Raw genomic sequence first — 21,635 nt, 5'->3', positions numbered from 1 at the left:
CCCCGATGATCGCCCGCCTGGTCGATGCCGCGCTGGCCAACCGCATCGTCGTGCTGATGCTGGTCGGCCTGCTGGTGGCGATGGGCCTTTATGACCTGAAGCGCCTGCCGATCGACGCGCAGCCCGACATCTCGCCGCGCCAGGTGCTGGTCATCACCCAGGCGCCCGGCCTCGGCCCGCTCGAGGTCGAGCGCTTCATCACCTTCCCCGTCGAGCTAGCCCTGCAGGGCCTGCCGCGGATGGAGACCCTGCGCTCGGTCTCCCGCTACGGGCTCTCGGTCGTTTATGTCCGCTTCGCCGACGAGATGGACATCTACGCCGCGCGCAACCTGGTCTTCTCCCGCCTGCCCGCGGTGCAGGTGCCGCCCGGGGCGGGCACGCCGCAGATGGGGCCGGTCTCGACCGGGCTGGGCGAGATCTTCCAATTCGAGGTGCGCGGCGCCGGCCGCGACCTGATGGAGCTGCGCAGCATCCTCGACTGGCAGATCGCCCCCCGGCTGCGCCAAGTGCCGGGCGTCATCGACGTCAATGCCAATGGCGGCGAGCTGAAGACCTACGAGGTGCAGGTCGCCGCCGATTCGCTGACCCGCTACGGCCTCTCGCTCGCCGAGGTCTTCGCCGCGATCGAGCGCAACAACGGCGCCCGCGGCGGCGCGACGCTGGAGCGGAACGGCGAGCAGGCGGTGATCCGCGGCGAGGGGCTGATCGCCGACCCCGAGGATATCGGCCGCGTGGTGCTGCGGACCGGGGAGGGCGGCGTGCCGCTCTATGTCCGCGACATCGCCCGCGTCGCCCCGGCGCCGCGCCCGCGGCTCGGCGCGGTGACGCGCGACGGACGGGGCGAGGTGGTGGTCGGCGTCGCCCTGATGCTGCTCGGCGAGAACACGCGGGAGGTGGGCGAGCGGGTCAGGGCGGCGGTCGGGACGATCGGCCAGAGCCTGCCGCCGGGCGTCGTGATCGCGCCCTACTACGACCGCGCCGACCTGATCAGCCGCACCATCCACACCGTGGCGAAGAACCTGGTCGAGGGCGCCGTCCTGGTCGTCGTGGTGCTGCTGGTGCTGCTGGGCAACATCCGCGCCGGGCTGGTGGTGGCGCTGGCGATCCCGCTCTCCATGCTGGCCGCCGCCACGGCCATGGTGCATGCCGGGATCTCCGGCAACCTGATGAGCCTCGGCGCCATCGATTTCGGCCTGATCGTCGACGGCGCGGTGGTGATGATCGAGAACGTCGTCCGCCGCCGCGGCGAGGCGCCGCAGCGCCCGGTCGAGCAGGTGGTGCGGGAGGCCGCGCACGAGGTCGGCCGTCCCATCCTCTTCGCCGTCACCATCATCACCGTCGTCTACCTGCCGCTGCTCAGCCTGCAGGGGGTCGAGGGCAAGCTGTTCCGCCCGATGGCGCTGACGGTGATCTTCGCCCTCGTCGCCTCGCTGGTGCTGACGCTGGTGCTGATGCCGGTGCTGGCGAGCTTCGCGCTGCGCGGCCCGGTATCCGAGCACGACAGCTGGGTCGTCGCCCGGGTCCGCCGCGCTTATGCCCCGCTGCTGGAACGGTCGGAACGGCACCCGGTGCCGGCCATCGGCATCGCGCTCGCCCTGCTGGTCGGCAGCGGCATCCTGGCGACCCGGCTCGGCGCCGAGTTCATCCCGCGCCTCGACGAAGGCGCGCTGGCCGTCACCATCACCAAGCTGCCGAGCATCGGCCTCTCGACCGCGGTCGAGACGACGACGCTGGTCGAGCGGACGCTGCTGCGCTTCCCCGAGGTGAGGACCGTGGTCAGCCTGTCCGGCAGCTCCGAGATCCCGACCGACCCGATGGGCGTCGAGCAGAGCGACAGCTTCATCATCCTGACGCCGCGCGAGGAATGGACCACCGCGCCCGACCGCGAGGGGCTGATCGCCGCCTATGCCGCGGCGCTCGAGCGCGAGGTGCCCGGGCTGCAGCTCTCCTGGTCGCAGCCGATCGAGATGCGCATGCAGGACCTGCTGCAGGGCGTGCGCTCCGACCTCGCCGTCATCATCTACGGCGACGACCCGGCGGCGCTGCGCCGCGCCGCCGAGGCCACGGTGCAGGCGGTGGCGCGGGTGCCGGGCGCGGCTGACGTGAAGGCGGAGCAGACCGCCGGGCAGCCCTACCTGCGGATCATCATCGACCGGGAGGCGGTGGCCCGCTACGGCCTCAATGCCTCGGACGTGCTGGACGTGGTCGAGGCGCTGGGCGGGCGGACCGTCGGCACCCTGGTCGAGGGCAATGCCCGTTTCGACATCCGGGTCCGGCTGCGGCCGGAGGACCGCGCCGATCCCGACCGCATCCGCGAACTCCGCATCGCCGATGCCAATGGCCGCGCCGTCCCGCTGACCCAGCTTGCGCGGGTGGTGGTGGAGGACGGCCCGGCCCAGGTCAGCCGCGAGAAGGGCCGCCGCCGCATCACCGTGGAGGCGAACGTGCGCGGCCGCGACATCGCCAGCTTCGTCGCCGAGGCGCAGGCCGCGGTGCAGCGCCAGGTCCGCCTGCCTCCCGGCTATTCGATGGACTGGGGCGGCCAGTTCCAGAACCTGCAGGAGGCGACGGCGCGGCTGACCGTGGTGGTGCCGGCGGCGCTGGCGCTGATCTTCGGCCTGCTCTTCGTGATGTTCCGCAGCCTCCGGCTCTCGGCGCTGATCTTCGTCAACGTGCCCTTCGCCGCGACCGGCGGGGTGCTGGCGCTCTGGCTGCGCGACCTGCCCTTCAGCATCTCGGCCGCGGTCGGCTTCATCGCGCTGTTCGGCATCGCGGTGCTGAACGGCGTGGTGCTGGTCAGCACCATCGTCGAGCAGCGGCAGGCGGGGAAGGACGCCATGGCGGCGGCGCGCGACGCGGCGATGCTGCGGCTGCGCCCGGTGCTGATGACGGCGACCGTCGCCAGCCTAGGCTTCCTGCCGATGGCGGTCTCGACCAGCGCGGGGGCGGAGGTGCAGCGGCCGCTGGCGACGGTGGTGATCGGCGGGCTGGTGACGGCGACCATGCTGACGCTGCTGGTGCTGCCGACGCTCTATCCGTGGGTGGCCGGGCGGCAGCGCGGTTAAGGCCGGGGGAGAAGGTATTCTCCGGACCCCCTCATCTATTCCTTTGAATCGGCACTCGCGACGCGGCGGCACCCGACCCACGAAAGGGAAGGGAGGGGTTCGGGGAGGGAACACCTGTTTCCCTCCCCGGCCTTTCAATGCGCCACGCTGCGCGCCGCCTCCGCATAGCCCACGCGCCGCTCCGGCGGCACCGGATGCCGGCCGGCGACGCGTTCCAGCAGCATCCGCGCGTCGCCGGCCTGGCCCGCCTTCATCGCGGCATGCAGGAAGAGCTGCTCGAAGACATCCTGCTGCGCGTGGCTGCCGCCGAGCTGGTACATCCCCTGCAACGCCGGCCGCATCGCGGCGACCGCGCCGGCATTGTCGCCCCGCGCATGCTTCAGCACGGCTTCCGCCACCGGCAAGGCGTAGCGGGCGATCAGCGGCCCGTTGGTGCCGGCATTGCGGCGCGCCGCGTCGCGCAGCGAGTCCAGCAGCCGATCCGCCGCCGCCCAGCGCCCGGCGCCGCAGAGCGCCATCATCCAGTGCGGCAGGGTGAAGGCCGAGAGCGTGTCGCCGATCCGCGCCTCCGCCTTGTCCGCCAGCTCTTCCCACCGGTCGCCGGCGGGCACGCCGTGCAGCGACAGGCGGAACAGCATGGAGGCGGCGTTCTGCACGTCGATGTAGAGGTCGGGCTGCGCCTGCGTCACCGGGCTCGCCAGGTTGCGGAAGCGCGTGTCGTACAGCGACAGCACCGCGTCGAAGTCGCGCTGCTCCAGGTGGTACATCGCCCGGTGCCACCAGAGATGGTGCATGATGTTGTTGCCGCCTTCCCAGTGCGGCTCCAGCCCCTGGATCCAGGCGATGCCCTCGCTGCGGCGGCCCTGCATCTCCAGCACATGCGCCACCGCATGCGCCGCCCAGAGGTCGCCGGGGTCGAGCGCGATGGCGGCACGGCCGGCCGCCTCGGCGATGGTGTAGTTCCCCGCTTCTTCGTTGGCGAAGCTGCGGCAGGCGAGCACGCCGCCATAGCCCGGGATCTCCCGGCCCCAGCGCGGCAGCACCCGCTCGACCGAGGCCAGCATCGTCTCCGGCCGTCCCAGCCAGAAGGAACAGAAGTGGTGCAGCCGGAAGGCGAGGATGTCGCGCGGATGCTCGGCCAGGATGCCCTCCCAGGCCGCAAGCGCGCGGTCCATCTCGTTCTCCGACCAGGCGGCGAGGGCGGCGACATGCGCCTGCTCCCGCGGCGTCGCGCGCGCGGTCAGCCGTGCGGCGGTGGCGATCGACTCCTTCGCCACCGGCACGAAGGCCTGCTTGTAGCCGAGCATGAGGAAGGCGGCCTTCAGCGCATGCGCCATGCCGCAGTCCGGGTCGGCGGCCAGCAGCGCCTGCATACGCTGCGACGCGTCGAAGCGGTAGCCGAGATAGCCGGCGATGGCGTGGTCGAAGGCGCGGGCGGCCTCGGCGTTGCTGGTCGAGATCGTGTTGCCCTGGGCGTCCTGCGGCATCGGAATGCTCCTCCCTGCGTTCGTTGGAAGGCCAGGAAGGAAGCATCCTCCCTGGACCCTCTTCTATTTTCGTGAGTCCGGCACTCGCCGCGCGGCGGGTGCCGGACTCACAGAAGGCAAAGCTGGGGTCTGGGGAGGAAATGCCTTTTCCTCCCCGGCCTTTACGGCCCCGTGTGTTCCGCCAGCCAATGCACCAGGACCGCGACGGCGGCCATCAGATCGCCGGTCTCCATGGCTTCGTCCGGGTTGTGGCTGCCGTTGCGGTTCCTGACGAGCAGCATGCCCGTCGGCACGCCGGCCGCGGCGAAATTGTTCGCGTCGTGGCTGCCGGGGCTGTTCAGCCGCGGCGCTTCCAGTCCGGCGCGCGCCGCCGCCGCGGCCAGGCCTTCGACGATCCCCGGGTCCATCGGGCCCGGCGCCGCGGCGCTGCGCTCGCCGAGCGCGATCCGCACGCCGCGCCGCGCCGCGACCTCGGCGGCGACCGCGCCGAGCTTCGCCTCCAGCGCCTGCAGGTGCGCCGCCGAATAGGCCCGCAGGTCGAGGCTCAGCTCGAAGCGGCCGGAGACCATGGTCAGGCTGTGCCGCTCCGCCGGCGTGTGGAAGCGGCCGATGGTGACGGCCATGGGGCGGCCCTCGGCCTCCTCCGCCAGCCACATGGCTTCCAGCGACAGCGCCAGGTCGGCCGCGGCCAGCGCGGCGTCGCGGCGGAAGCGGTGCGGCAGGCCGGTATGCGCGTCCTCGCCGGTGATGCGGATGAAGGGGTGCCGCACGTTGCCGGGATTGGCGAGGCAGATCGCCACCGGCGCGCCGGCCTCCATCAGTTGCGGCGCCTGCTCGATATGGACCTCCAGATAGGCGCCGAGCCGCGCCGGGTCGCGCAGCGGCTGGCCGAGCTTCGCCGGGTCGCCGCCGTTGGCGGCGATGCTCTCGGCGAGCGTCAGGCCGCTGCGGGCATGCGGCAGGTCGAGCGCGCCGGGCGGCAGCCGGGCCAGCAGGCAGCGGCTGCCGATCAGGCCGAGGCCGAACCACACGGCTTCCTCGCAGCGCAGCGCCAGCACCTCGATGTCCGTCCGCGGCCGGATGCCGGCGGCCTGCAGCGCGGCGACCGCGGCGAGGCCGGCGACCACCCCCGCCGCGCCGTCGAAATTGCCGCCCTGCACCACGCTGTCGAGATGCGAGCCGATCAGGACCGGCGGTGCGGCCGGGTCGGTGCCGGCCCAGCGGAGGGACAGGTTCGCCCCGGCATCGCGCCGCGCCTCAAGGCCCAGCGCCGCGCCGGCCGCGACGATCGCCGCCTGCGCCTCGTTCTCGCCGCGGCCATAGGCTTCGCGGGTGATGCCGGGCGAGTCGGCGCCGATGGCGGCGACGCCGTCCAGCAGCCGCTGCACCAGGGGTGTCTGCGCCGCGACGGCTTCGGCGAGGGTCACGGGCGGCGCGCCCCGCCGGTCACGCGCCGGATCACAGCCCGATCTCCCGCAGCACCTCCTCGGTATGCTCGCCGAGGCCCGGCGCCGGCACGCTCCAGGGCCCGAGCCCGGGCAAGCGGGGGAAGGGCAGGGTGCCGAGGCCCGGCTGGTCCAGCGGCACCGCCGCACCGACCGCCTGCACATGCGGGTCGGCCAGCCAGTCGAGCGGCGTGTTCACGAGGTCGCAGAGCATCCGCGCCGCCTGGAAGCGCCGCACCCATTCGGCGGCGGGCTGGGTGGCGGCGGCGGCGCGGATCTCCGGCAGCAGGGCGTCGCGGTGCTCCGCCCGCAGCGCGAAGCTGGCGAAGCGCGGGTCGGCGGCGAGGTCCGGCCGGCCGATGATGCCGCAGAACTGGAGGTAGTCCGGCTCCCGCAGCAGGGCGACCATGAACCAGTGTCCGTCGCTGCCCTGGTAGGTGCCGGCCGGCATGTTGGCCACCGGCGGGACGCGGCCGAGCATGCCCTGCTCGGCGATGTTGAATCCCATCAGCGCCGCGGCGCTCTGCATCAGGGAGACGTCGAGCACCCGCGCCCGCGGCGTCGCCCCCGCCACCCGGTCGCGCGCCTGCTCGGCCAGCGCCGCCTGCACCGCGATGAAGGCGGAGAGGCCGGTCACCATGTCCACGGCCATGATCTGGCCGGTGCGGTGCGGCACGCCGTCCATGCCGATATTGAGCGAGACCATGCCGCTATAGGCCTGCATCACGCTGTCGGTGCAGGGGCGCTCGGAATGCGGCCCCTGCTGGCCGAAGCCGGAGACGGAAAGGAAGACCACGTCCGGCTTGCCCGCCGCCGGCACCAGGCCGAGCCGCTGCGCCACGCCGGGCCGGAAGGCTTCCAGCATCACGTCGGCCCCGGCCGCGAGCTTCAGCATGGCGGCGCGGCCGGCCTCGGACTGCAGGTCCAGCATCACGCTGCGCTTGCCGCGGTTGAAGGCGACATGCATGACGCTCTGGGTGCCCTCCCGCGTCGATAGGCCGCGCGACCAGTCGCCGGCGGGCGGCTCGATCTTCACCACCGTGGCGCCGCAGGCGGCGAGCTGGGTCGCGCAATAGGGGCCGGCGATGCCCTGGCTGGCATCCAGCACGAAGAGGCCCCGATAGGGCTGCAAGCTGTCGGCCATGGCGTTTTCCCCCGGACGTTTCCGCCCCTATCCTGCCCGGAACGGCGGCGAGGGGAAGGGATGTCGGGCATGGCGATCACGCGGCGGCTTGCATTGGGCGGGTGTTTGGCGGCGCCGGCGGCCCTGGCGCAGGGCACCGACTGGCCCTCGCGGCCGGTCCGCTTCGTCGTGCCCTACCCGCCGGGCGGGCCGACCGACATCCTGGGGCGGGTGGTCGCGGCGCGGCTGGCGCAGGACCTCGGCCAGCCCATGGTGATCGAGAACCGCGCCGGCGCCTCCGGCGTCATCGGCTCGGAGGTCATCGCCCGTGCCGCGCCGGACGGGCAGGCCTTCCTGATGAACGCCTCCATCCATGTCATCATCCCGCACCTGAACCGGGCCATGCCCTTCGACGCGCTGGCCGACTTCACCCCGGTGACCAACATGGCCATGGTGCCGCTGGTCGCGGTGGTGAACCCCAACCTGCCCGTCCGCAGCATCGCCGGGCTGGTCGCCTATCTCCGGGCCAATCCCGGGCGCGTGTCCTATGCGTCGTCCGGCAATGCCTCGGCCTTGCACCTCGCGGGGGAGATGTTCAAGCTGATGACGGGGACCGAGATGGTGCACGTGCCCTATCGCGGCGCCGGACCGGCGGTGCAGGACCTGATATCCGGCAATATCCAGCTGATGTTCGACAGCATCCCCTCCAGCGCCGGCGCGGTGCGGTCTGGGCTGCTGCGGCCGCTGGCCGTCACCACCGCGAAGCGCGTCGCCGCCTATCCCGATTTGCCGACGGTGGCCGAGGCCGGGGTGCCCGGCTTCGACATCGCCACCTGGTATGCCATCTGGGCGCCGTCGAAGGCGCCCGGCCCCATCGTCGGCCGCCTGCAGCAGGCGGTCGCCGCCGCCGTCGCCGTGCCGGAGGTGCGGGAGAAGCTCGCCACCCTCGGCGCCGAGCCGGTCGCCGACACGCCGGAGGAATTCGCCACGTTCTGCGCCCGCGAATACGACCGCTGGGGAAGGCTCGTGCGCGACGCGCGCGTGACGCTCGACTGATGCGCGCCCTTCTCTGCGAGAGCTGGCGCGAATTCGACGCGCTGGAGGTGAAGGACGTCCCGGCGCCGCCGCTGCGGCCGGGCGGGGTGCGCATCCGGGTCGAGGCCTCGGGCGTCAGCTTCGCCACGCAGCTGGTCGTCGCCGGCAAGTACCAGCGGAAGCCGCCGCTGCCCTTCACGCCGGGGACCGAGATCGCCGGGACGGTGCTGGAAAGCGCGCCGGACGTGGCGGACCCGCTGCCGCCCGGCACCCGCGTGTTTGCCGTGCTCGACTGGGGCGGGCTGGCGGAGGAGGCGGTGGCCGATTCCATTCATGTCGTGCCGATCCCCCCAGGGCTGCCGCTCGACGCCGCCGTCGCCATGCCGATCAGCTACCCGACCGCCGGCTCCGCCCTGATGTGGCGGGCGCGGATGGAGCCGGGCCAATGGGTGCTGGTGCACGGCGCCGCGGCCGGGGTCGGGCTGGCCGGCGTCGAGATCGCCAAGGCGCTCGGCGCCCGGGTCATCGCCCGCTGCGGCGCCGCCAAGCGGCAGGTCCCGGAAAGCCGCGGCGCCGACCTGGTGCTCGACAGCGCGCTGCCCTTCCGCGAGGCGGTGCGGGAGGCGACGGGCGGCGCCGGCGTCTCGGCGGTGCTCGACACGCTCGGCGGGCCGGTCTTCGACGACAACCTGCGCTGCCTCGGCGATGGCGGGATGATGGTGACGATCGGCTTCGCGGCGGGCGGCATCCCGACCCTGCCCGTCAACCTGCTGCTGCTGAAGAACATCGCGGTCGCCGGGCTGAACTGGGGCACCTATGTCGGCTGGTCGCCGGGCGACAAACGGCACCTCCACGCCCCGCGCGCCCGCGCGCTCTGGCAGCAGCTGGTCGATTGGTGGGCGGCCGGCAAGCTGCGGCCGGAGGTCCATGCCAGCTTCCCGCTCGATCACTTCCGGGAGGCCATGGCCGAGGTCCGGGCTCGCCACGCCGTCGGCCGTGTGGTCATCCGGCCGGGCGCTCCTGTCTGATTTGCAAGGCAGGATCACGGCCTCGGCCGTTCCCGCCCGGGGGCATCGGGACTAGGTTGGTCGCATGACCAAGACCAGCGGGGCGGAACCCGCGCCCCCGACCCTGCCCGCCAGGACAGCCGACCCGCGCATGATCGCGGCCATCGTCGCCAGCGCGCTCTTCATGCAGAACCTCGACAGTTCAGCGGTCGCCACCGCGCTGCCGGCCATGGCGCGCGACCTGGCGGTGGAGCCCGCCCGGCTCGGCGCCGCCATCACCTCCTACCTCGTGGCGCTGACCGTCTTCATCCCGGTCTCCGGCTGGGTGGCGGACCGGTTCGGCGCCAAGCGCGTCTTCATGGCGGCGATCGTGGTCTTCACCCTGGCCTCCATCCTCTGCGGCCGGGCGACGGGGGTGGCGGAACTGATCGCCGCGCGTGTCCTGCAGGGCGTCGGCGGGGCGATGATGGTGCCGGTCGCCCGGCTGCTGCTGCTGCGGCAGATCAGGAAGGAGGAGATGCTCTCCGCCATGGCCTGGCTGACCATGCCGGCCATGATCGGCCCGATCAGCGGGCCGCCGCTGGGGGGCTTCCTGACCGATGCCTTCGGCTGGCAATCGGTCTTCCTCATCAACGTCCCGATCGGCGCGCTGGGCCTCGCCCTGGTCGCCTGGAAGATCCCGGCCATCCCGCCCGGCAACCCCGGCCCGCCGGACCGGATCGGCCTGTTCCTGATCGGCGCGGCGCTGGCGCTGTTCATGTTCGGGCTGGAGACGATCGGCCGCGGCGTGGTGCCGCAGGGGATGCCGCAGGTCGGGCTGGTGCTCGGGGTGATGTTCGGCTGGGCGGCGATCCGGCATTGCCGGCGGGTCAAGCGGCCGGCGCTGGACCTGTCCTTGCTCAAGATCCCCACCTTCAGCCAATCGACCCTGGCCGGCACCCTGTTCCGGGTCGGCGCCGGCACCTCGCCCTTCCTGGTGCCGATGCTGCTGCAGGTGGGCTTCGGGAAAAGCGCGTCCGAGGCGGGGCTGGTCTCCTTCGCCACGGCGCTCGGCGCGCTGGCGATGAAGCCGCTGGCGCGGCCGCTGCTGAAGCGCTTCGGCTTCCGCCGGGCGCTGATCGGCGCCTCCCTGGTCGCGGCGGTGGGGGTGGCGCTGCCGGCGGCCTTCACCCCGGCCTGGCCGCTGCCGCTGATCTTTGCCCTGCTGGCGCTGGGCGGGCTGTTCCGCAGCCTGCAATTCACCGCGCTGAACACGCTGGCCTTCGCCGATGTGCCGGCCGCGCGCCTTTCGGCCGCCACCAGCTTCTCCGGCACGGCGCAGCAGCTGGCCCCGGCGCTCGGCGTGGTGCTGGCGACGACCTCGCTGGAGACGAGCGCGATGCTGGCCGGGCGGCACAGCCCGGGCGTGCCCGACTTCGCCATGGCCTTCCTGGTGGCGGCCGCGGTGGTCGCGGCATCGGCGCCCTTCTTCGCCCGGCTGGCGCCGGATGCGGGGGAGGCGGTGAGCGGGCATGGGGTGAAGCGGGTGGCGGCGGAGTGAGGGAAGCTTGGGGAGGGAAAAGTATTCCCTCCCCAAACCCCACCCTTCCTTTTTGTGGGTCGGGTGCCGCCACGCGGCGGCCGCCGACTCACAGAAATAGATGAGGGGTCCGGGGAGAATACCTTCTCCCCGGCCTTTTCTTGCTCAGTCCACGATGAAGAGCTTCGCCCCCGTGCGGGTCGAGGAGCGATGCGCGGCGTCGCCGAAATCCGAGACCTGGTAGCTGACCCCCGGCGTCAGGGTGAAGCGGCGGCCGTCGCGCAGCTCGGTCTCCAGCTCGCCCTCCAGCACCAGCAGCACATGGCCGCGGTCGCACCAGTGGTCGGCGAGGTAGCCCGGCGTGTACTCGACCATCCGCACCCGCAGGTCGCCGATGTTGAGCGTCCGCCACAGCGCCTCCCCGGTCTCGCCGGGGTGCCGCGTGGCCGGGACGCCCGACCAGTCCGTGACGGTGAAGGGAAGCGGGGGGATCCTCATTCTGCCGGCGCCGCCTGCGGCAGGGCGCGCTGCCGGGTGAGGCGGCGCGCCAGGCCCTCGAAGCCGAGATAGAGCACCGGCGTGACGAACAGCGTCAGCATCTGCGAGACGATGAGCCCGCCGATGACCGCGAGGCCGAGCGGCTGGCGCAACTCGGCGGCCGCGCCCCAGCCGGCGGCGATCGGCACCGCGCCGGCGCCGGCGGCCAGCGTCGTCATCAGGATCGGCCGGAAGCGGATCAGGCAGGCCGAGCGCACGGCGGTGAAGGGCGCCTCGCCGCCGCGCTGCCGTTGCAGCGCGACGTCGACGATCATGATGGCGTTCTTCTTCACCAGCCCGATCAGCAGCAGCACGCCGATCACCGCGATCACCGACAGGTCCAGCCCGAAGAGCCAGAGCGTGGCGAAGGCGCCGAGCGCCGCCGCCGGCAGGCCGGACAGGATGGTCAGCGGGTGGATCAGGCTCTCGTAGAGCACGCCGAGCACGACATAGACGATCAGCACCGCGGCCAGCACCAGCGCGCCCTGGCCGGCCAGCGCCTGCTGGAAGACCTGCGCCGCGCCGGAGAAGCCGGTGACGACGGTCGGCGGCAGGCCCATCTCGCGCTCCACCGCGCGGATCGCGGTCACCGCGTCGCCGAGGGCGATGCCGGGCGGGGTGTTGAAGCCGATCACCACGGCCGGCAGCTGGCCCTGGTGGCTGACGTTCAGCGGGCCGGTGGTCCGCTCGATCCGCGCCACGGCCGAGAGCGGCACCAGCTTGCCGGTGACCGACCGCAGGTAGAGCTTGGCGAGGCCGGTCTCGTCCCGCTGGTCCTCCGGCAGGGCCTCGAGGATCACCTGGTAGGCGTTCGCCTGGCCATAGAGGGTCGAGATCTGCCGCGAGCCGAAGGCGGAGAACAGCGCCTGCCGGACATTGTCGACCGAGACGCCGAGCGACGTCGCGCGGTCGCGGTCGACGTTGACCTGCACCACCGGCGCATCGATCTGCAGGTCGGTGTTGACGTCCTGCAATTGCGGCAGCTCGAGCAGCTTCTTCTCCAGCCGCTGCGCCCATTCGTACAACTCGTCCAGCCGCAGCCCCTGCAGCGTGTAGAGGTAGAGCGTCCGGGTGATGCGGCTGCCGAAGTTGAGGTTCTGGATCGGGTTGATGAAGACCCTGAGGCCGGGGATGCGGCCGGCGTCGCGGCGCAGGCTCTGGATGACCTGCTGGATCGCCGGCCGCTCGTTGCGCTCCTTCAGCTCGACGAAGGCGCGGCCCTGGTTGATCGAGATGCTGGGCCCGCCGGCGCCGATGTTCGACACCACGTTGGTGACATAGGGGCTCTCCCGCAGGATCTCGGAGAGCCGGCCCTGCATCTGCGCCATGGCGTCGAAGGAGGCGCCGCGCGGCCCTTCGGTGTTGATCACCAGCAGCCCGGTATCCTCGACCGGGAAGAAGCCCTTCGGGATGATCACCGCCATGTAGCCGGCGGCGCCGAGCGAGGCGAAGAAGAGCAGCCAGACGACGAGGCGGAACCTCAGCCCGAGGTCGAGCAGCCAGGCATAGCCGCGCTCGACCGCGACAAAGCCCCGCTCCAGCACCCGCTCCAGCCAGGACGGCTTGGCATGCGCCGGCAGGCGGGAGGCCATCAGCGGCGTCAGGGTGAGGGAGACGATGCAGGAGGCGACGACCGAGAGGGTGACGGTCGCGGCGAAGGCGTTGAACACCCGGCCGACCACCCCGCCCATCAGCAGGATCGGCAGGAAGACCGCGACCAGGGAGAGCGTGATCGAGAGGACGGTGAAGCCGATCTCGCGGGCGCCGCGGATCGCCGCCGGGATCGGCGCCATGCCCTCCTCGATGTGCCGGACGATGGCTTCCAGCACCACGATGGCGTCGTCCACCACCAGGCCGACCGCGATGGTCAGGCCCAGCAGGGTGACGTTGTCGATGCCGTAGCCCAGCGCGTACATCAGGCTGAAGGCGACGCAGAGGCTGATCGGCACGGCGATGGTCGGGATCAGCGTGGCGCTGATCCGCCGCAGGAACAGGAAGCAGACCAGCACCACCAGGCCGATGGCGATCGCCAGGCTCTCCTGCACGTCGTGCACCGCGGCGCGGATCGACTTGGACCGGTCGAGGAAGACCTCGAGCTTGGCGCCCGGCGGCAGCGCGGCGCGCAGCCCCTCGAGGCTGTTCCGGACGCCGTCCACCACCTCGACCGTATTGGCGTCGGGCTGGCGCAGCACCGCCAGCACCAGCGCGCGGTCCTCGTTCCGCCAGGCGGCGATGCGGGTATTGGCGACGCCGTCGGCGACGCTGGCGACCTCGCTCAGCCGGACCGGCGATTGCGGCTTGCCGGCGACGACCAGGTTGCCGAAGGCCTCGGCGTCCTGCGGCTGGTCGTTGGCGCGGAGCGTCAGCTGCTGCCGCTGGCCGTTCAGCACCCCGACCGGGGTCGAGGAATTCGCCTGCGCGATCGCCTGCAGCGTGGTGTCGAAGGCCAGGCCCATCGCGGCGACCCGGTCGGGGTCGAGCCGGACCCGCACGGCGTAGAGCTGCTCGCCGAAGGTCTGCACCTGCGCCACGCCGATGACGCGCGACAGCGCCGGGCTGATGATCGTGCTGACGATGTCGTTCAGGTAATAGAGCGGCTTGTCGCCGCCCGAGAGGGTCAGCAGCACCACCGGCGCATCGGCCGGGTTCACCTTGCGGTAGCTGGGCGGCACCAGCATGTCGACCGGCAGCCGGCGCTGCGCCCGGGTCAGGGCGGCCTGCACGTCCTGCGCCGCGGCGTCGATGTTCTTGTTGAGCTGGAACTGGACGGTGATCTGCGAGGTGTCCTGGCCGTTGATCGAGGACATCGTGTCCACGCCGGCGATGGTCGACAGCTCGCGCTCCAGCGGCAGGGCGACGCTGGTCGCCATGGTCTCCGGGCTGGCGCCGGGGAAGTTGGCGAAGATGGTGATGACGGGGAAGTCGACCCGCGGGACGGCGGCGACCGGCAGCTTCGTGTAGGCCAGCAGGCCGGCGACGATCGCCGCGATCGAGAGCAACCCGGTCATGACCGGGCGGCGGATGCAGAGTTCGGAAATGTTCATCGCGCTGCCCCTGGCCGGCTCAGTTGCTCGAGACGCGCTGCTGCGTCGAGCCCCGCTCGACCGCCTTGGTGCCCTCGGTGACCCGCTGGGCGCCGTCGACGATCACCTTCTCCCCGGCCGCCAGCTCGCCCTTCACCACGGCGCGGTCGCCGGTGATGCGGACCAGCTGGACGTTGCGCCGGTGCGCCGCGCCGTCCGGGCCGAGCACGAAGACGAAGCGGCTGTCCTGGCCGGTCTGCAGCGCCGGGCCGGCGACGGAGATGGCATTCTCCTCGTCGCGCGGCACCAGCACCACCTGGACATACTGGCCGGGCCAGAGCCGGTGGTCGGCATTCTCGAACCGCGCCTTCAGGGCGATGGTGCCGGTGGCGACGTCGACCGCGCTGTCGACGAAGACCAGCTTGCCCTCGGCCGGCGCCCGGCCGTCGCCCTCCGCCCGGACCCGCACCTTGGCCGCCCCCCGCCGCACCGCGCCGCGGATCTCGTTCAGCCAGCGCTCCGGCACCGAGAATTGCACCAGGATGGGGTCGAGCTGGGTCAGGGTGGTGATCGCGGTGTTCTCCGCCTGGCGGACGAAGTTGCCGGCGCGCAGCGGGATGGCGCCGAGCTGGCCGTCGATCTCGGCGGTGATGGTGGAGAAGCCGACATTGACCTTGGCCTGCTCGACCAGGGCCTCGTCCGCCTTCACCTGGGCGGCGGCGGAGGCGGCGTCCGACTGCGCCTGCTCGAAGCGCTGCTGCGACGCCACGCTCTCCCGGCCCAGCTGCTGGTAGCGCAGCAGGTCGGCGGTATAGCGGGTGAGGAGCGCCCGGTCCTTGATCAGGTTGGCCTCGAACTGCGCCAGCAGGGCGCGGTTGAGGCGGCTGTCCTGGATGAAGAGCGGCTGGCCCTTCTTCACCAGCTGGCCTTCCTCGACCAGCACCTGCTCGATCTGCCCGTCCACCCGGGCGCGGATGGTGATGACGGATTCCGAGGCGACGATGCCGTTGGCCAGGATCTCGATCGGCACCGGGCCGACCCGCACCGGGTCGGTGGTGACGGGAACGGCGCCGCCCTGCGCGAGCGCCACGGCAGGCAGGATGGCCAGCAGGCCGGCCAGGAGGGCGGCCATGGGGTTGCGCCGCAACCGTCGCGGCAGGCTTGGCATCATCCGTTCCGTTCCCAAAAGACCGACCCTGGTCCGCCCGCGCCATGGGACGGGCACCCGGATCCTATACGAAAGAACCCGAAGCGTCCCACACGGTCGGTCGCACGGCCAAACGATTGGCGGCGCGGGCCGGGGCGTGACGCTTCCAGAATTCAGCAACGATTGTGCCAAATTGCGCCGTCGTCGCGTTGCTGCAAGGCTCGCAATGGACCTCGCCCCCGCCGTCCGGCCATCACCTCCGCCCGGTTCCTGTGCCATCCTGCCCGCCTGATTCCCGCCCGAGGCCGCCCCCCCCATGCGCCTGCTGCTGACCCTGCTGGTCCTGCTCCTCGCCGTATCGCCGGCGCGGGCCCAGGAATTCGACTTGCCCGGCCTCGCCGGCGACGCCGCGGGCTACCAGCGCGAGCTCGGCCGCCGCTTCCCCGCCGGCGCCACGCCGCAGCAGCGCGCCGCGGCCGAGGCCCGCGCCATGCAGGCCGAGCGGCAGCAGAACTGGGCCGCCGCCGCCCAGGCCTGGGAAGAGCGGGTCGGCGGCGGCGAGGCGCGGCCGGAGCACTGGCTGGCGCTGGCCCGGGCGCTGCTGCAGAAAGCCCCGCCCGACCCGGCCCGCGCCCTGCAGGCGGCCTGGGTGAACTTCCAGGCGGTGCCCTCCGGCCCGCCCGAGATCGCCGGGCTGCTGGTGATGGCGGACGCCCTGCAGCGGCTCGACCGCCCGGCGCAGCAGCTCCAGGCGCTGCAGGCCGTGCTGCAGCGGGCGCCGGACAACCCGCGCTACCGGCAGATGCTGGCCGAGGCCCGCCGCGCCGCCGGCCTGCTGGTCGCCGGGATCAACACCGAGCCGGAGGCCGAGCCGGCCCGCGCCTGCCTCCGCTTCACCGTGCCGCCGGCGAAGCGCACGGACTGGCAGCCGCAGGACTGGGTCCGGGCCGAGCCGCCCATCCCCGGCCTCGCGGTGCTGCGGGAAGGCGAGCAGATCTGCGTCGCCGGCCTGCCGCACGGCCAGTCCACCCGCCTCGTGCTGCGCGCCGGCCTGCCGGGGGAGGACGGGCTGCGGCTGAACAAGGACGCCGTGCTGCGCATCGCCATGCCCGACCGGGCCGCGCGGATCGTCTTCGACGCCAGCCGCTTCCTGCTGCCGCGCGGCCAGGCGCAGCAGGTCGGCCTCGCCAGCGTCAACCTTTCCGCCCTGTCGCTGCGGGTGGTGCGGGTGACCGAGCGCAACCTGGTGCCCTTCGGCCGCAACACCTGGACGGTGGGGGAGGCGATCTCCGGCTGGGCGGCGGACGACCTGCCGGAGAGCTGGGGCCGCACGGTCTGGGAGGGCAGGGTCGACCTCCCCGCGCTGCAGCCCAACCGGGTCCAGCGCAGCGCCCTGCCCCTGCCGGAGGCGCTGCGGACCGCCGGCCCCGGCCTTTATGCCCTGATCGCCCGGCCGGCCGACGGTGCCAGGGCCGGGGCGGCGGCGCTGCCGGTGATCGTCACCGACCTCGGGCTGACCGTCTGGCGCGGGCCGCAGGGGCTGGCGGTGCAGGCGAGGGGCCTCGGCGCCGGGCGGCCGCTGGCCGGGGTGCAGGTGCGGCTGCTTGCGACGTCCAACGACATCCTGGCCGAGGCGGCGACCGGGGCCGACGGCACCGTCCGCTTCGCCGCGCCGCTGCTGCGCGGCCAGGGGCCGATGGCGCCGCGGGCGCTGCACGCGACCCTCGGCGACGACCTGGTCGCGCTCGACCTCGACGCCGCGGCCTTCGACCTTTCCGACCGCGGCGCGACCGGGGCGCCGCATCCGGGGCCGCTCGATGCCTATGCCTGGCTCGACCGCGGCATCTACCGCCCCGGCGAGACGGTGCAGGCCGCGGTGCTGCTGCGCGACGGCGGCGGCGCGCCGGCCGACATCCCGGCGCGGCTCAGGGTGAAGCGGCCGAACGGCAGCGTCTTCGCGGAGAACCTTCCGGCCCGGGCGCCGGGTGCGGCGCTGCTCTGGCCCATCCCGCTGCCGGCCGGCGCCCCGGCCGGGGTCTGGACGCTGGAGGTGCTGGCCGACCCCGCCGCGCCGCCGATCGGCCGGGCCGAGTTCCGGGTCGACGCCTTCGTCCCCGAGCGGCTCGAGGTCACCGCCGGCCCGGCGAATGGCACGCCCTTGGGGCCGCTGGTGCCGGGCCAGCCGCTGGCGGTGCCCATCGCGGCGCGCTTCCTCTACGGCGCGCCCGGTGCCGGGCTGACCGGCAGCGCCGAGTTGCGCCTGCAGGCCCAGCGCGCGCCCTTCGCCCGGCACAGGGACTTCGTCTTCGGCCTGGTGGACGAGGAATTCGCCCCCGACCTGATCCCCTTCGAGATCGACCCGCTGGATGCCCGGGGGCAGGGCAGCCTGACGCTCGCCCTGCCGCGGGCGCCCGACACCACCCGGCCGCTGACGGCGGACCTCGCCATCGCCATCGACGAGCCGGGCGGCCGGGCCTCCCGCACCACGCTGACCCTGCCGGTGCGCGCCGGGCATCGCCTGATCGGGGTGAAGCCGCTCTTTGCCGACCTCGCGGTGGATGCCGGGGCGGAGGCCGGCTTCGAGGTCATCGCCCTCGATGGCGACGCCAACCCGGTGGCGGCACGGCTGCGCGCCCGGCTGGTGCGGGAAAGGCCGGACTGGCGGATCGTCACCCAGGGCGGCCAGGCCCGCTACGAGACGGTCTGGCGCGACGAGGCGGTGGACAGCGCCGACCTCGCCGTGACCGCCGCCGCCCCGGCGCGCTTCGCCCGCGCGCTGCCCTTCGGCCGCTACCGGCTGGAGGTGGCCGAGCCGGGCGGCCTCGCCATCACTTCCATCCGCTTCCGCTCGGGCTGGGCGGGCGGCGAGACGGCGGAGGTGCCGGACAAGGTCGACCTCGCCGCCGACCGCCGCGCCTATGCGCCGGGCGCGGTGGCGAGGCTGCGCATCGCCCCGCCCTTCTCCGGCCCGGCCAGCCTCGCGGTGCTGACGGACCGGCTGGTCTCGATCCGCGAGATCGAGGTCGCCGAGGGCGGCACCGAGGTGGAGGTCCCGGTCGATCCCGCCTGGGGCCCCGGCGCCTATGTCGCGGTCACCGCCTTCCGCCCGGGCGAGGCCAGGCAGGGCCATCCCGGCCGTGCCCTCGGCCTCGCCTGGCTGCAGGTGGATCCCGGCTCGCGCCGGATCGAGGTGGCGATCGGCACGCCGGAGCGGGTCCGGCCCTCCCGCCGGCTGGAGGTGCCGGTCCGGCTGACCGGCGCCGGGGGGGCGAGCATCGACTGGGGCGCCTCCGGCGCGACCCTCACCCTCGCCGCGGTGGACGAGGGCATCCTGCGGCTGACCCGCTTCGCCTCGCCCGATCCGGTCGGGCATTTCATGGGCAAGCGCCGGCTCGGCACCGATATCCGCGACGACTACGGCCGGCTGATCCCGCCGCCGGAGGGCGAGGCCGCGGTGCTGCGCCAGGGCGGCGACGAATTCGCCATGGCGGCGATCGACGTCCCGCAGCGGACCGTGGCGCTCTTCTCCGGCCCCGTCGCGGTCGCCCCGGACGGCACCGCGACGGTCGCGCTCGACCTGCCCGACTTCGCCGGGGAGCTCCGGCTGATGGCCGTCGCCTGGGCCGGCGAGCGGATCGGCGCCGCGGCGAAGCCGCTGACGGTGCGCGACCCGGTGGTGGCGGAGGCGTTGCTGCCCCGCTTCCTCGCCCCGGGCGACGAGGCGCGGCTGCCGGTGCTGCTGCACAACCTCGACCTGCCGGCGGGCGAGGTCGGTGCCACGCTCTCGGCCGAGGGCGCCATCGCGCTGGCCGGCCCGGCGCGGCTGTCGGCCATGCTCGCGCCCGGAGCCCGCGTGCTGCCGGCCAGCGCGCTCCGCGCCACCGGGGCGGGGGAGGGGGTGCTGCGCCTCACGGTCAGCGGGCCGGACGGGTTCAGCGCAATGCGGGAAGCGCGGATCGCCGTCCGCTCCTCCCGCCCCGTGACCACCGAGGTCGCGGCGCAGGAGATCCCGCCCGGGGCGGAGCGGCCGCTGCCGCTCGATCCCGCGCGCTGGGTGGCCGGCAGCTGGCTCGCCTCCGCCGGCTTCGGCGGGCCGGTGCGCTACGACGCGGCGGGGATGCTGCGGCAGCTCGAGCGCTATCCCTATGGCTGCCTGGAGCAATCGGCCTCCCAGCTCCTCGCCTTCGCCCTGATGCCCGGCTTCGGCGAGGCGGCGGAGGCGCGCGCGGCACGGCTGCAGCGCGCCGCGGAGGCGGTGCTCGGCAAGCAGCGCTTCGACGGGACATTCGGCCTCTGGTCGGCGCAGGGCGAGCCGGAATGGTGGACCGGCGCCTATGCCGCGGAGGCCCTGCTGCGCGCCCGCGCCGCCGGCGCCGCCATTCCCGACGCGGCGCTGGACCAGGCGCTGCAGGCGATCGCCGAGCAGGCCGAGGACGTTTCCCCCGACAGCCCGGAGGAATTCGCCGCCCAGGCCTACCGGCTGCAGGTGCTGTCGCTGGCGGGCAAGCCGCGGCTGGGTGCGGCGCGGCGGCTGCTGGAACAGCTCGAGGAGCTGCCGACCCCGCTGGCCAAGGCGCAGCTCGGCGCCGCCTTCGCCCGGGCCGGCGACCGGCCGCGCGCGGAGCAGGCCTTCGCCGCCGCGCTCGCCGCCCCGGCGCGGCAGGCCTGGCTCTATGACTACGGCAGCGCGGCGCGGGATGCGCTGGCCGTCGCGGCGCTGCTGAAGGAGAGCGGCGTGCTGGCCGACCGCCTGCCCGAGGCCATGGGCCGGCTGCCGGGGCCGGAGCTGGCGCCGGCGCAGGCCAATACCCAGGAACAGGCCTGGGCGGTTGCCGCCGCCGCGGCGCTGGGGCGCGACGGCCGGCCGGTGCGGGTCGCGGTGAACGGCCGGGCCGAGCCGCCGGCGCCGCAGCTTGCCGTCGCGCTCGCCGCCGCGGGCACCGCGCGCAACCTCGGCGAGGCGCCGCTCTGGGCCAGCGTCTCGGTCACCGGCATCCCGGCCCAGCCGGCCCCGGCGGGACGGGCGGGGATGCGCATCGGCCGCAAGTTCCTCGACCTCGCGGGACAGCCGCTGAACCTCGACGCGCTGCGGCAGAACCAGGTCTTCGTGCTGCTGCTGGAAGGCCGGGCCGAGGGCGGCCAGGCGCAGCGCGCGATCGTCCAGCAGGGGCTGCCGGCGGGCTGGGAGATCGTCGGCCGGCTGGCGGCGGGGGAGGTCGCGGGGATGCCCTGGCTCGGCACGCTGAGCGAGACCCTGGCGACGCCGGCGCTCGACGACCGCTTCGCCGCGGCGCTCGAACTGACGCCGGAGGCGCCCGACTTCCGCCTGGCGGTGCGGCTGCGCGCGGTGACCGCGGGGCGGTTCGAGCTGCCGGGGGCTCAGGCCGAGGACATGTACCGGCCGGCGATCTTCGCCCGGCAGAACGGCGGCCGCGTCGCCGTGCTGCCGGTGGACTGAGGGAGGCAGCGGATGCCGCCCACCCTCCCCGGGGCAGGCCGCCGCTGGCGGGATCGGCTTCCGCTCCGGCCGCCGCGCGGCGGCGCCCTGCCGGCGGGGTCCCGGCGGGGGGCGTCGCCGGCGGGCCTTCGCGCCCGCGCATGGCCTCCCCTGCTGGCCGGGGCGGCGGCGGTCGCCGCCGCCCTCGGCCTCCTCGCCCTCGACCGGCTGTGCCCGCCCGACCTTTCCCGGCTGCGGGCGGCGGGCACCGAGATCCTGGACCGCGAGGGCCGCACCCTCTCGGTCCTGCCCGCCCCGGGCGGCACCTGGCGGCTGGCGACCACGGCCGCGGATGTCCCGCCCCACCTCCTCGCCATGCTGGTCGCCGCCGAGGACCGCCGCTTCCGGCGGCATCCCGGCGTCGATCCCCTCGCGCTGTTCCGCGCCGCGCTGCAATGGGCCCGGGCCGGGCGGGTGGTCTCCGGCGGCTCCACCCTGACCATGCAGGCGGCCCGGCTGCTGGAGCCGCGGCCGCGGACCCTGCGGAGCAAGGCGGCCGAGGTGCTGCGCGCCTTGCAGCTCGAGGCGCGGTTCTCGAAGGACGAGATCCTCGGCATCTGGCTCACCCTGGCGCCGATGGGCGGCAACCTCGAGGGCATCCGCGCCGGGTCGCTCGCCTGGTTCGGCCGGCCGGCGGCGCGGCTCGACCCGGCGGAGGCGGCGCTGCTGGTCGCCATCCCGCGCCGGCCGGAGGCGATGCGGCCCGACCGCCACCCCGAGGCCGCCCGCGCCGCGCGCGATGCCCTGCTG

The 21,635-nt window shown here is 73.9% G+C and carries 12 protein-coding genes; 6 read left to right on the top strand and 6 right to left on the bottom strand.

Translation table 11 applies throughout. The features are described 5' to 3' along the window. Positions 1-5 precede the first annotated feature (5 nt). Complete coding sequence (locus tag E2C06_RS21465; protein WP_133290664.1) at positions 6-3,065, top strand: efflux RND transporter permease subunit; 3,060 nt, start codon at positions 6-8, stop codon at positions 3,063-3,065. A gap of 134 nt (positions 3,066-3,199) precedes the next feature. Here the strand turns inward: E2C06_RS21465 and E2C06_RS21460 are convergent, their stop codons facing one another. From E2C06_RS21460 to E2C06_RS21450, 3 genes are all read right to left on the bottom strand, one after another. Continuing rightward, complete coding sequence (locus E2C06_RS21460; protein ID WP_133290663.1) at positions 3,200-4,552, bottom strand: tetratricopeptide repeat protein; 1,353 nt, start codon at positions 4,550-4,552, stop codon at positions 3,200-3,202. A 161-nt stretch (positions 4,553-4,713) separates the two neighbouring features. After that, the gene (locus E2C06_RS21455) at positions 4,714-5,979 is read right to left on the bottom strand and encodes a hydantoinase/carbamoylase family amidase (protein WP_165982545.1); all 1,266 of its coding nucleotides are present in this window, start codon (positions 5,977-5,979) and stop codon (positions 4,714-4,716) included. A 31-nt stretch (positions 5,980-6,010) separates the two neighbouring features. Further along, entirely contained in the window at positions 6,011-7,141 is a 1,131-nt protein-coding gene (locus E2C06_RS21450) for a CaiB/BaiF CoA transferase family protein (RefSeq protein ID WP_133290661.1), read from the bottom strand. A gap of 69 nt (positions 7,142-7,210) precedes the next feature. Here E2C06_RS21450 and E2C06_RS21445 point away from each other — a divergent pair, with 69 nt between their 5' ends. The 3 genes from E2C06_RS21445 (at position 7,211) to E2C06_RS21435 (ending at position 10,702) form a co-directional block, all read left to right on the top strand. Then, on the top strand, positions 7,211-8,176 hold the full coding sequence (locus tag E2C06_RS21445) for a Bug family tripartite tricarboxylate transporter substrate binding protein (protein ID WP_165982544.1): 966 nt from the start codon (positions 7,211-7,213) through the stop codon (positions 8,174-8,176). Then, entirely contained in the window at positions 8,176-9,183 is a 1,008-nt protein-coding gene (locus E2C06_RS21440; RefSeq protein WP_133290659.1) for an NADPH:quinone oxidoreductase family protein, read from the top strand. The genes E2C06_RS21445 and E2C06_RS21440 overlap by 1 nt, the downstream gene beginning before the upstream one ends. A gap of 64 nt (positions 9,184-9,247) precedes the next feature. Further along, positions 9,248-10,702 (top strand): MDR family MFS transporter, encoded by a 1,455-nt coding sequence (locus tag E2C06_RS21435; RefSeq protein ID WP_133290658.1) that lies wholly within the window; start codon positions 9,248-9,250, stop codon positions 10,700-10,702. A gap of 144 nt (positions 10,703-10,846) precedes the next feature. Here E2C06_RS21435 and E2C06_RS21430 read toward each other — a convergent pair whose 3' ends face one another. From E2C06_RS21430 to E2C06_RS21420, 3 genes are read right to left on the bottom strand one after another with little or no spacing between them, the layout of a single operon-like run. Continuing rightward, complete coding sequence (locus E2C06_RS21430) at positions 10,847-11,179, bottom strand: DHCW motif cupin fold protein (RefSeq protein WP_133290657.1); 333 nt, start codon at positions 11,177-11,179, stop codon at positions 10,847-10,849. Further along, positions 11,176-14,262 carry an efflux RND transporter permease subunit gene (locus E2C06_RS21425; protein WP_133290656.1) on the bottom strand — a complete coding sequence of 1,029 codons (3,087 nt, stop codon included), beginning with the start codon at positions 14,260-14,262 and terminating at the stop codon, positions 11,176-11,178. The genes E2C06_RS21430 and E2C06_RS21425 overlap by 4 nt, the downstream gene beginning before the upstream one ends. Positions 14,263-14,281: 19 nt before the next feature. Next, positions 14,282-15,373 (bottom strand): efflux RND transporter periplasmic adaptor subunit, encoded by a 1,092-nt coding sequence (locus tag E2C06_RS21420; protein ID WP_133290655.1) that lies wholly within the window; start codon positions 15,371-15,373, stop codon positions 14,282-14,284. Between the two features lie 331 nt (positions 15,374-15,704). On the opposite strand from E2C06_RS21420, the gene E2C06_RS21415 reads away from it, so the two are divergent. Next, positions 15,705-20,846 (top strand): alpha-2-macroglobulin, encoded by a 5,142-nt coding sequence (locus E2C06_RS21415; RefSeq protein WP_133290654.1) that lies wholly within the window; start codon positions 15,705-15,707, stop codon positions 20,844-20,846. A 12-nt stretch (positions 20,847-20,858) separates the two neighbouring features. After that, positions 20,859-21,635, top strand: a 777-nt coding sequence (locus E2C06_RS21410) for a transglycosylase domain-containing protein (RefSeq protein WP_193560487.1), incomplete at its 3' end; no start/stop codon positions are given.

Source organism: Dankookia rubra (assembly GCF_004355005.1).
GTDB classification, from domain to species: domain Bacteria; phylum Pseudomonadota; class Alphaproteobacteria; order Acetobacterales; family Acetobacteraceae; genus Paracraurococcus; species Paracraurococcus ruber_A.
The sequence above is the reverse complement of the archived record's forward strand: the minus strand, read 5'-3'. Positions and strand labels throughout refer to the sequence as shown.

Coding starts and splice junctions, on each gene's coding strand:
- E2C06_RS21465 (WP_133290664.1), top strand. CDS start 6: ATGATCGCCCGCCTGGTCGATGCCGCGCTGGCCAACCGCATCGTCGTG.
- E2C06_RS21460 (WP_133290663.1), bottom strand. CDS start 4,552: ATGCCGCAGGACGCCCAGGGCAACACGATCTCGACCAGCAACGCCGAG.
- E2C06_RS21450 (WP_133290661.1), bottom strand. CDS start 7,141: ATGGCCGACAGCTTGCAGCCCTATCGGGGCCTCTTCGTGCTGGATGCC.
- E2C06_RS21445 (WP_165982544.1), top strand. CDS start 7,211: ATGGCGATCACGCGGCGGCTTGCATTGGGCGGGTGTTTGGCGGCGCCG.
- E2C06_RS21440 (WP_133290659.1), top strand. CDS start 8,176: ATGCGCGCCCTTCTCTGCGAGAGCTGGCGCGAATTCGACGCGCTGGAG.
- E2C06_RS21435 (WP_133290658.1), top strand. CDS start 9,248: ATGACCAAGACCAGCGGGGCGGAACCCGCGCCCCCGACCCTGCCCGCC.
- E2C06_RS21430 (WP_133290657.1), bottom strand. CDS start 11,179: ATGAGGATCCCCCCGCTTCCCTTCACCGTCACGGACTGGTCGGGCGTC.
- E2C06_RS21425 (WP_133290656.1), bottom strand. CDS start 14,262: ATGAACATTTCCGAACTCTGCATCCGCCGCCCGGTCATGACCGGGTTG.
- E2C06_RS21420 (WP_133290655.1), bottom strand. CDS start 15,373: ATGGCCGCCCTCCTGGCCGGCCTGCTGGCCATCCTGCCTGCCGTGGCG.
- E2C06_RS21415 (WP_133290654.1), top strand. CDS start 15,705: ATGCGCCTGCTGCTGACCCTGCTGGTCCTGCTCCTCGCCGTATCGCCG.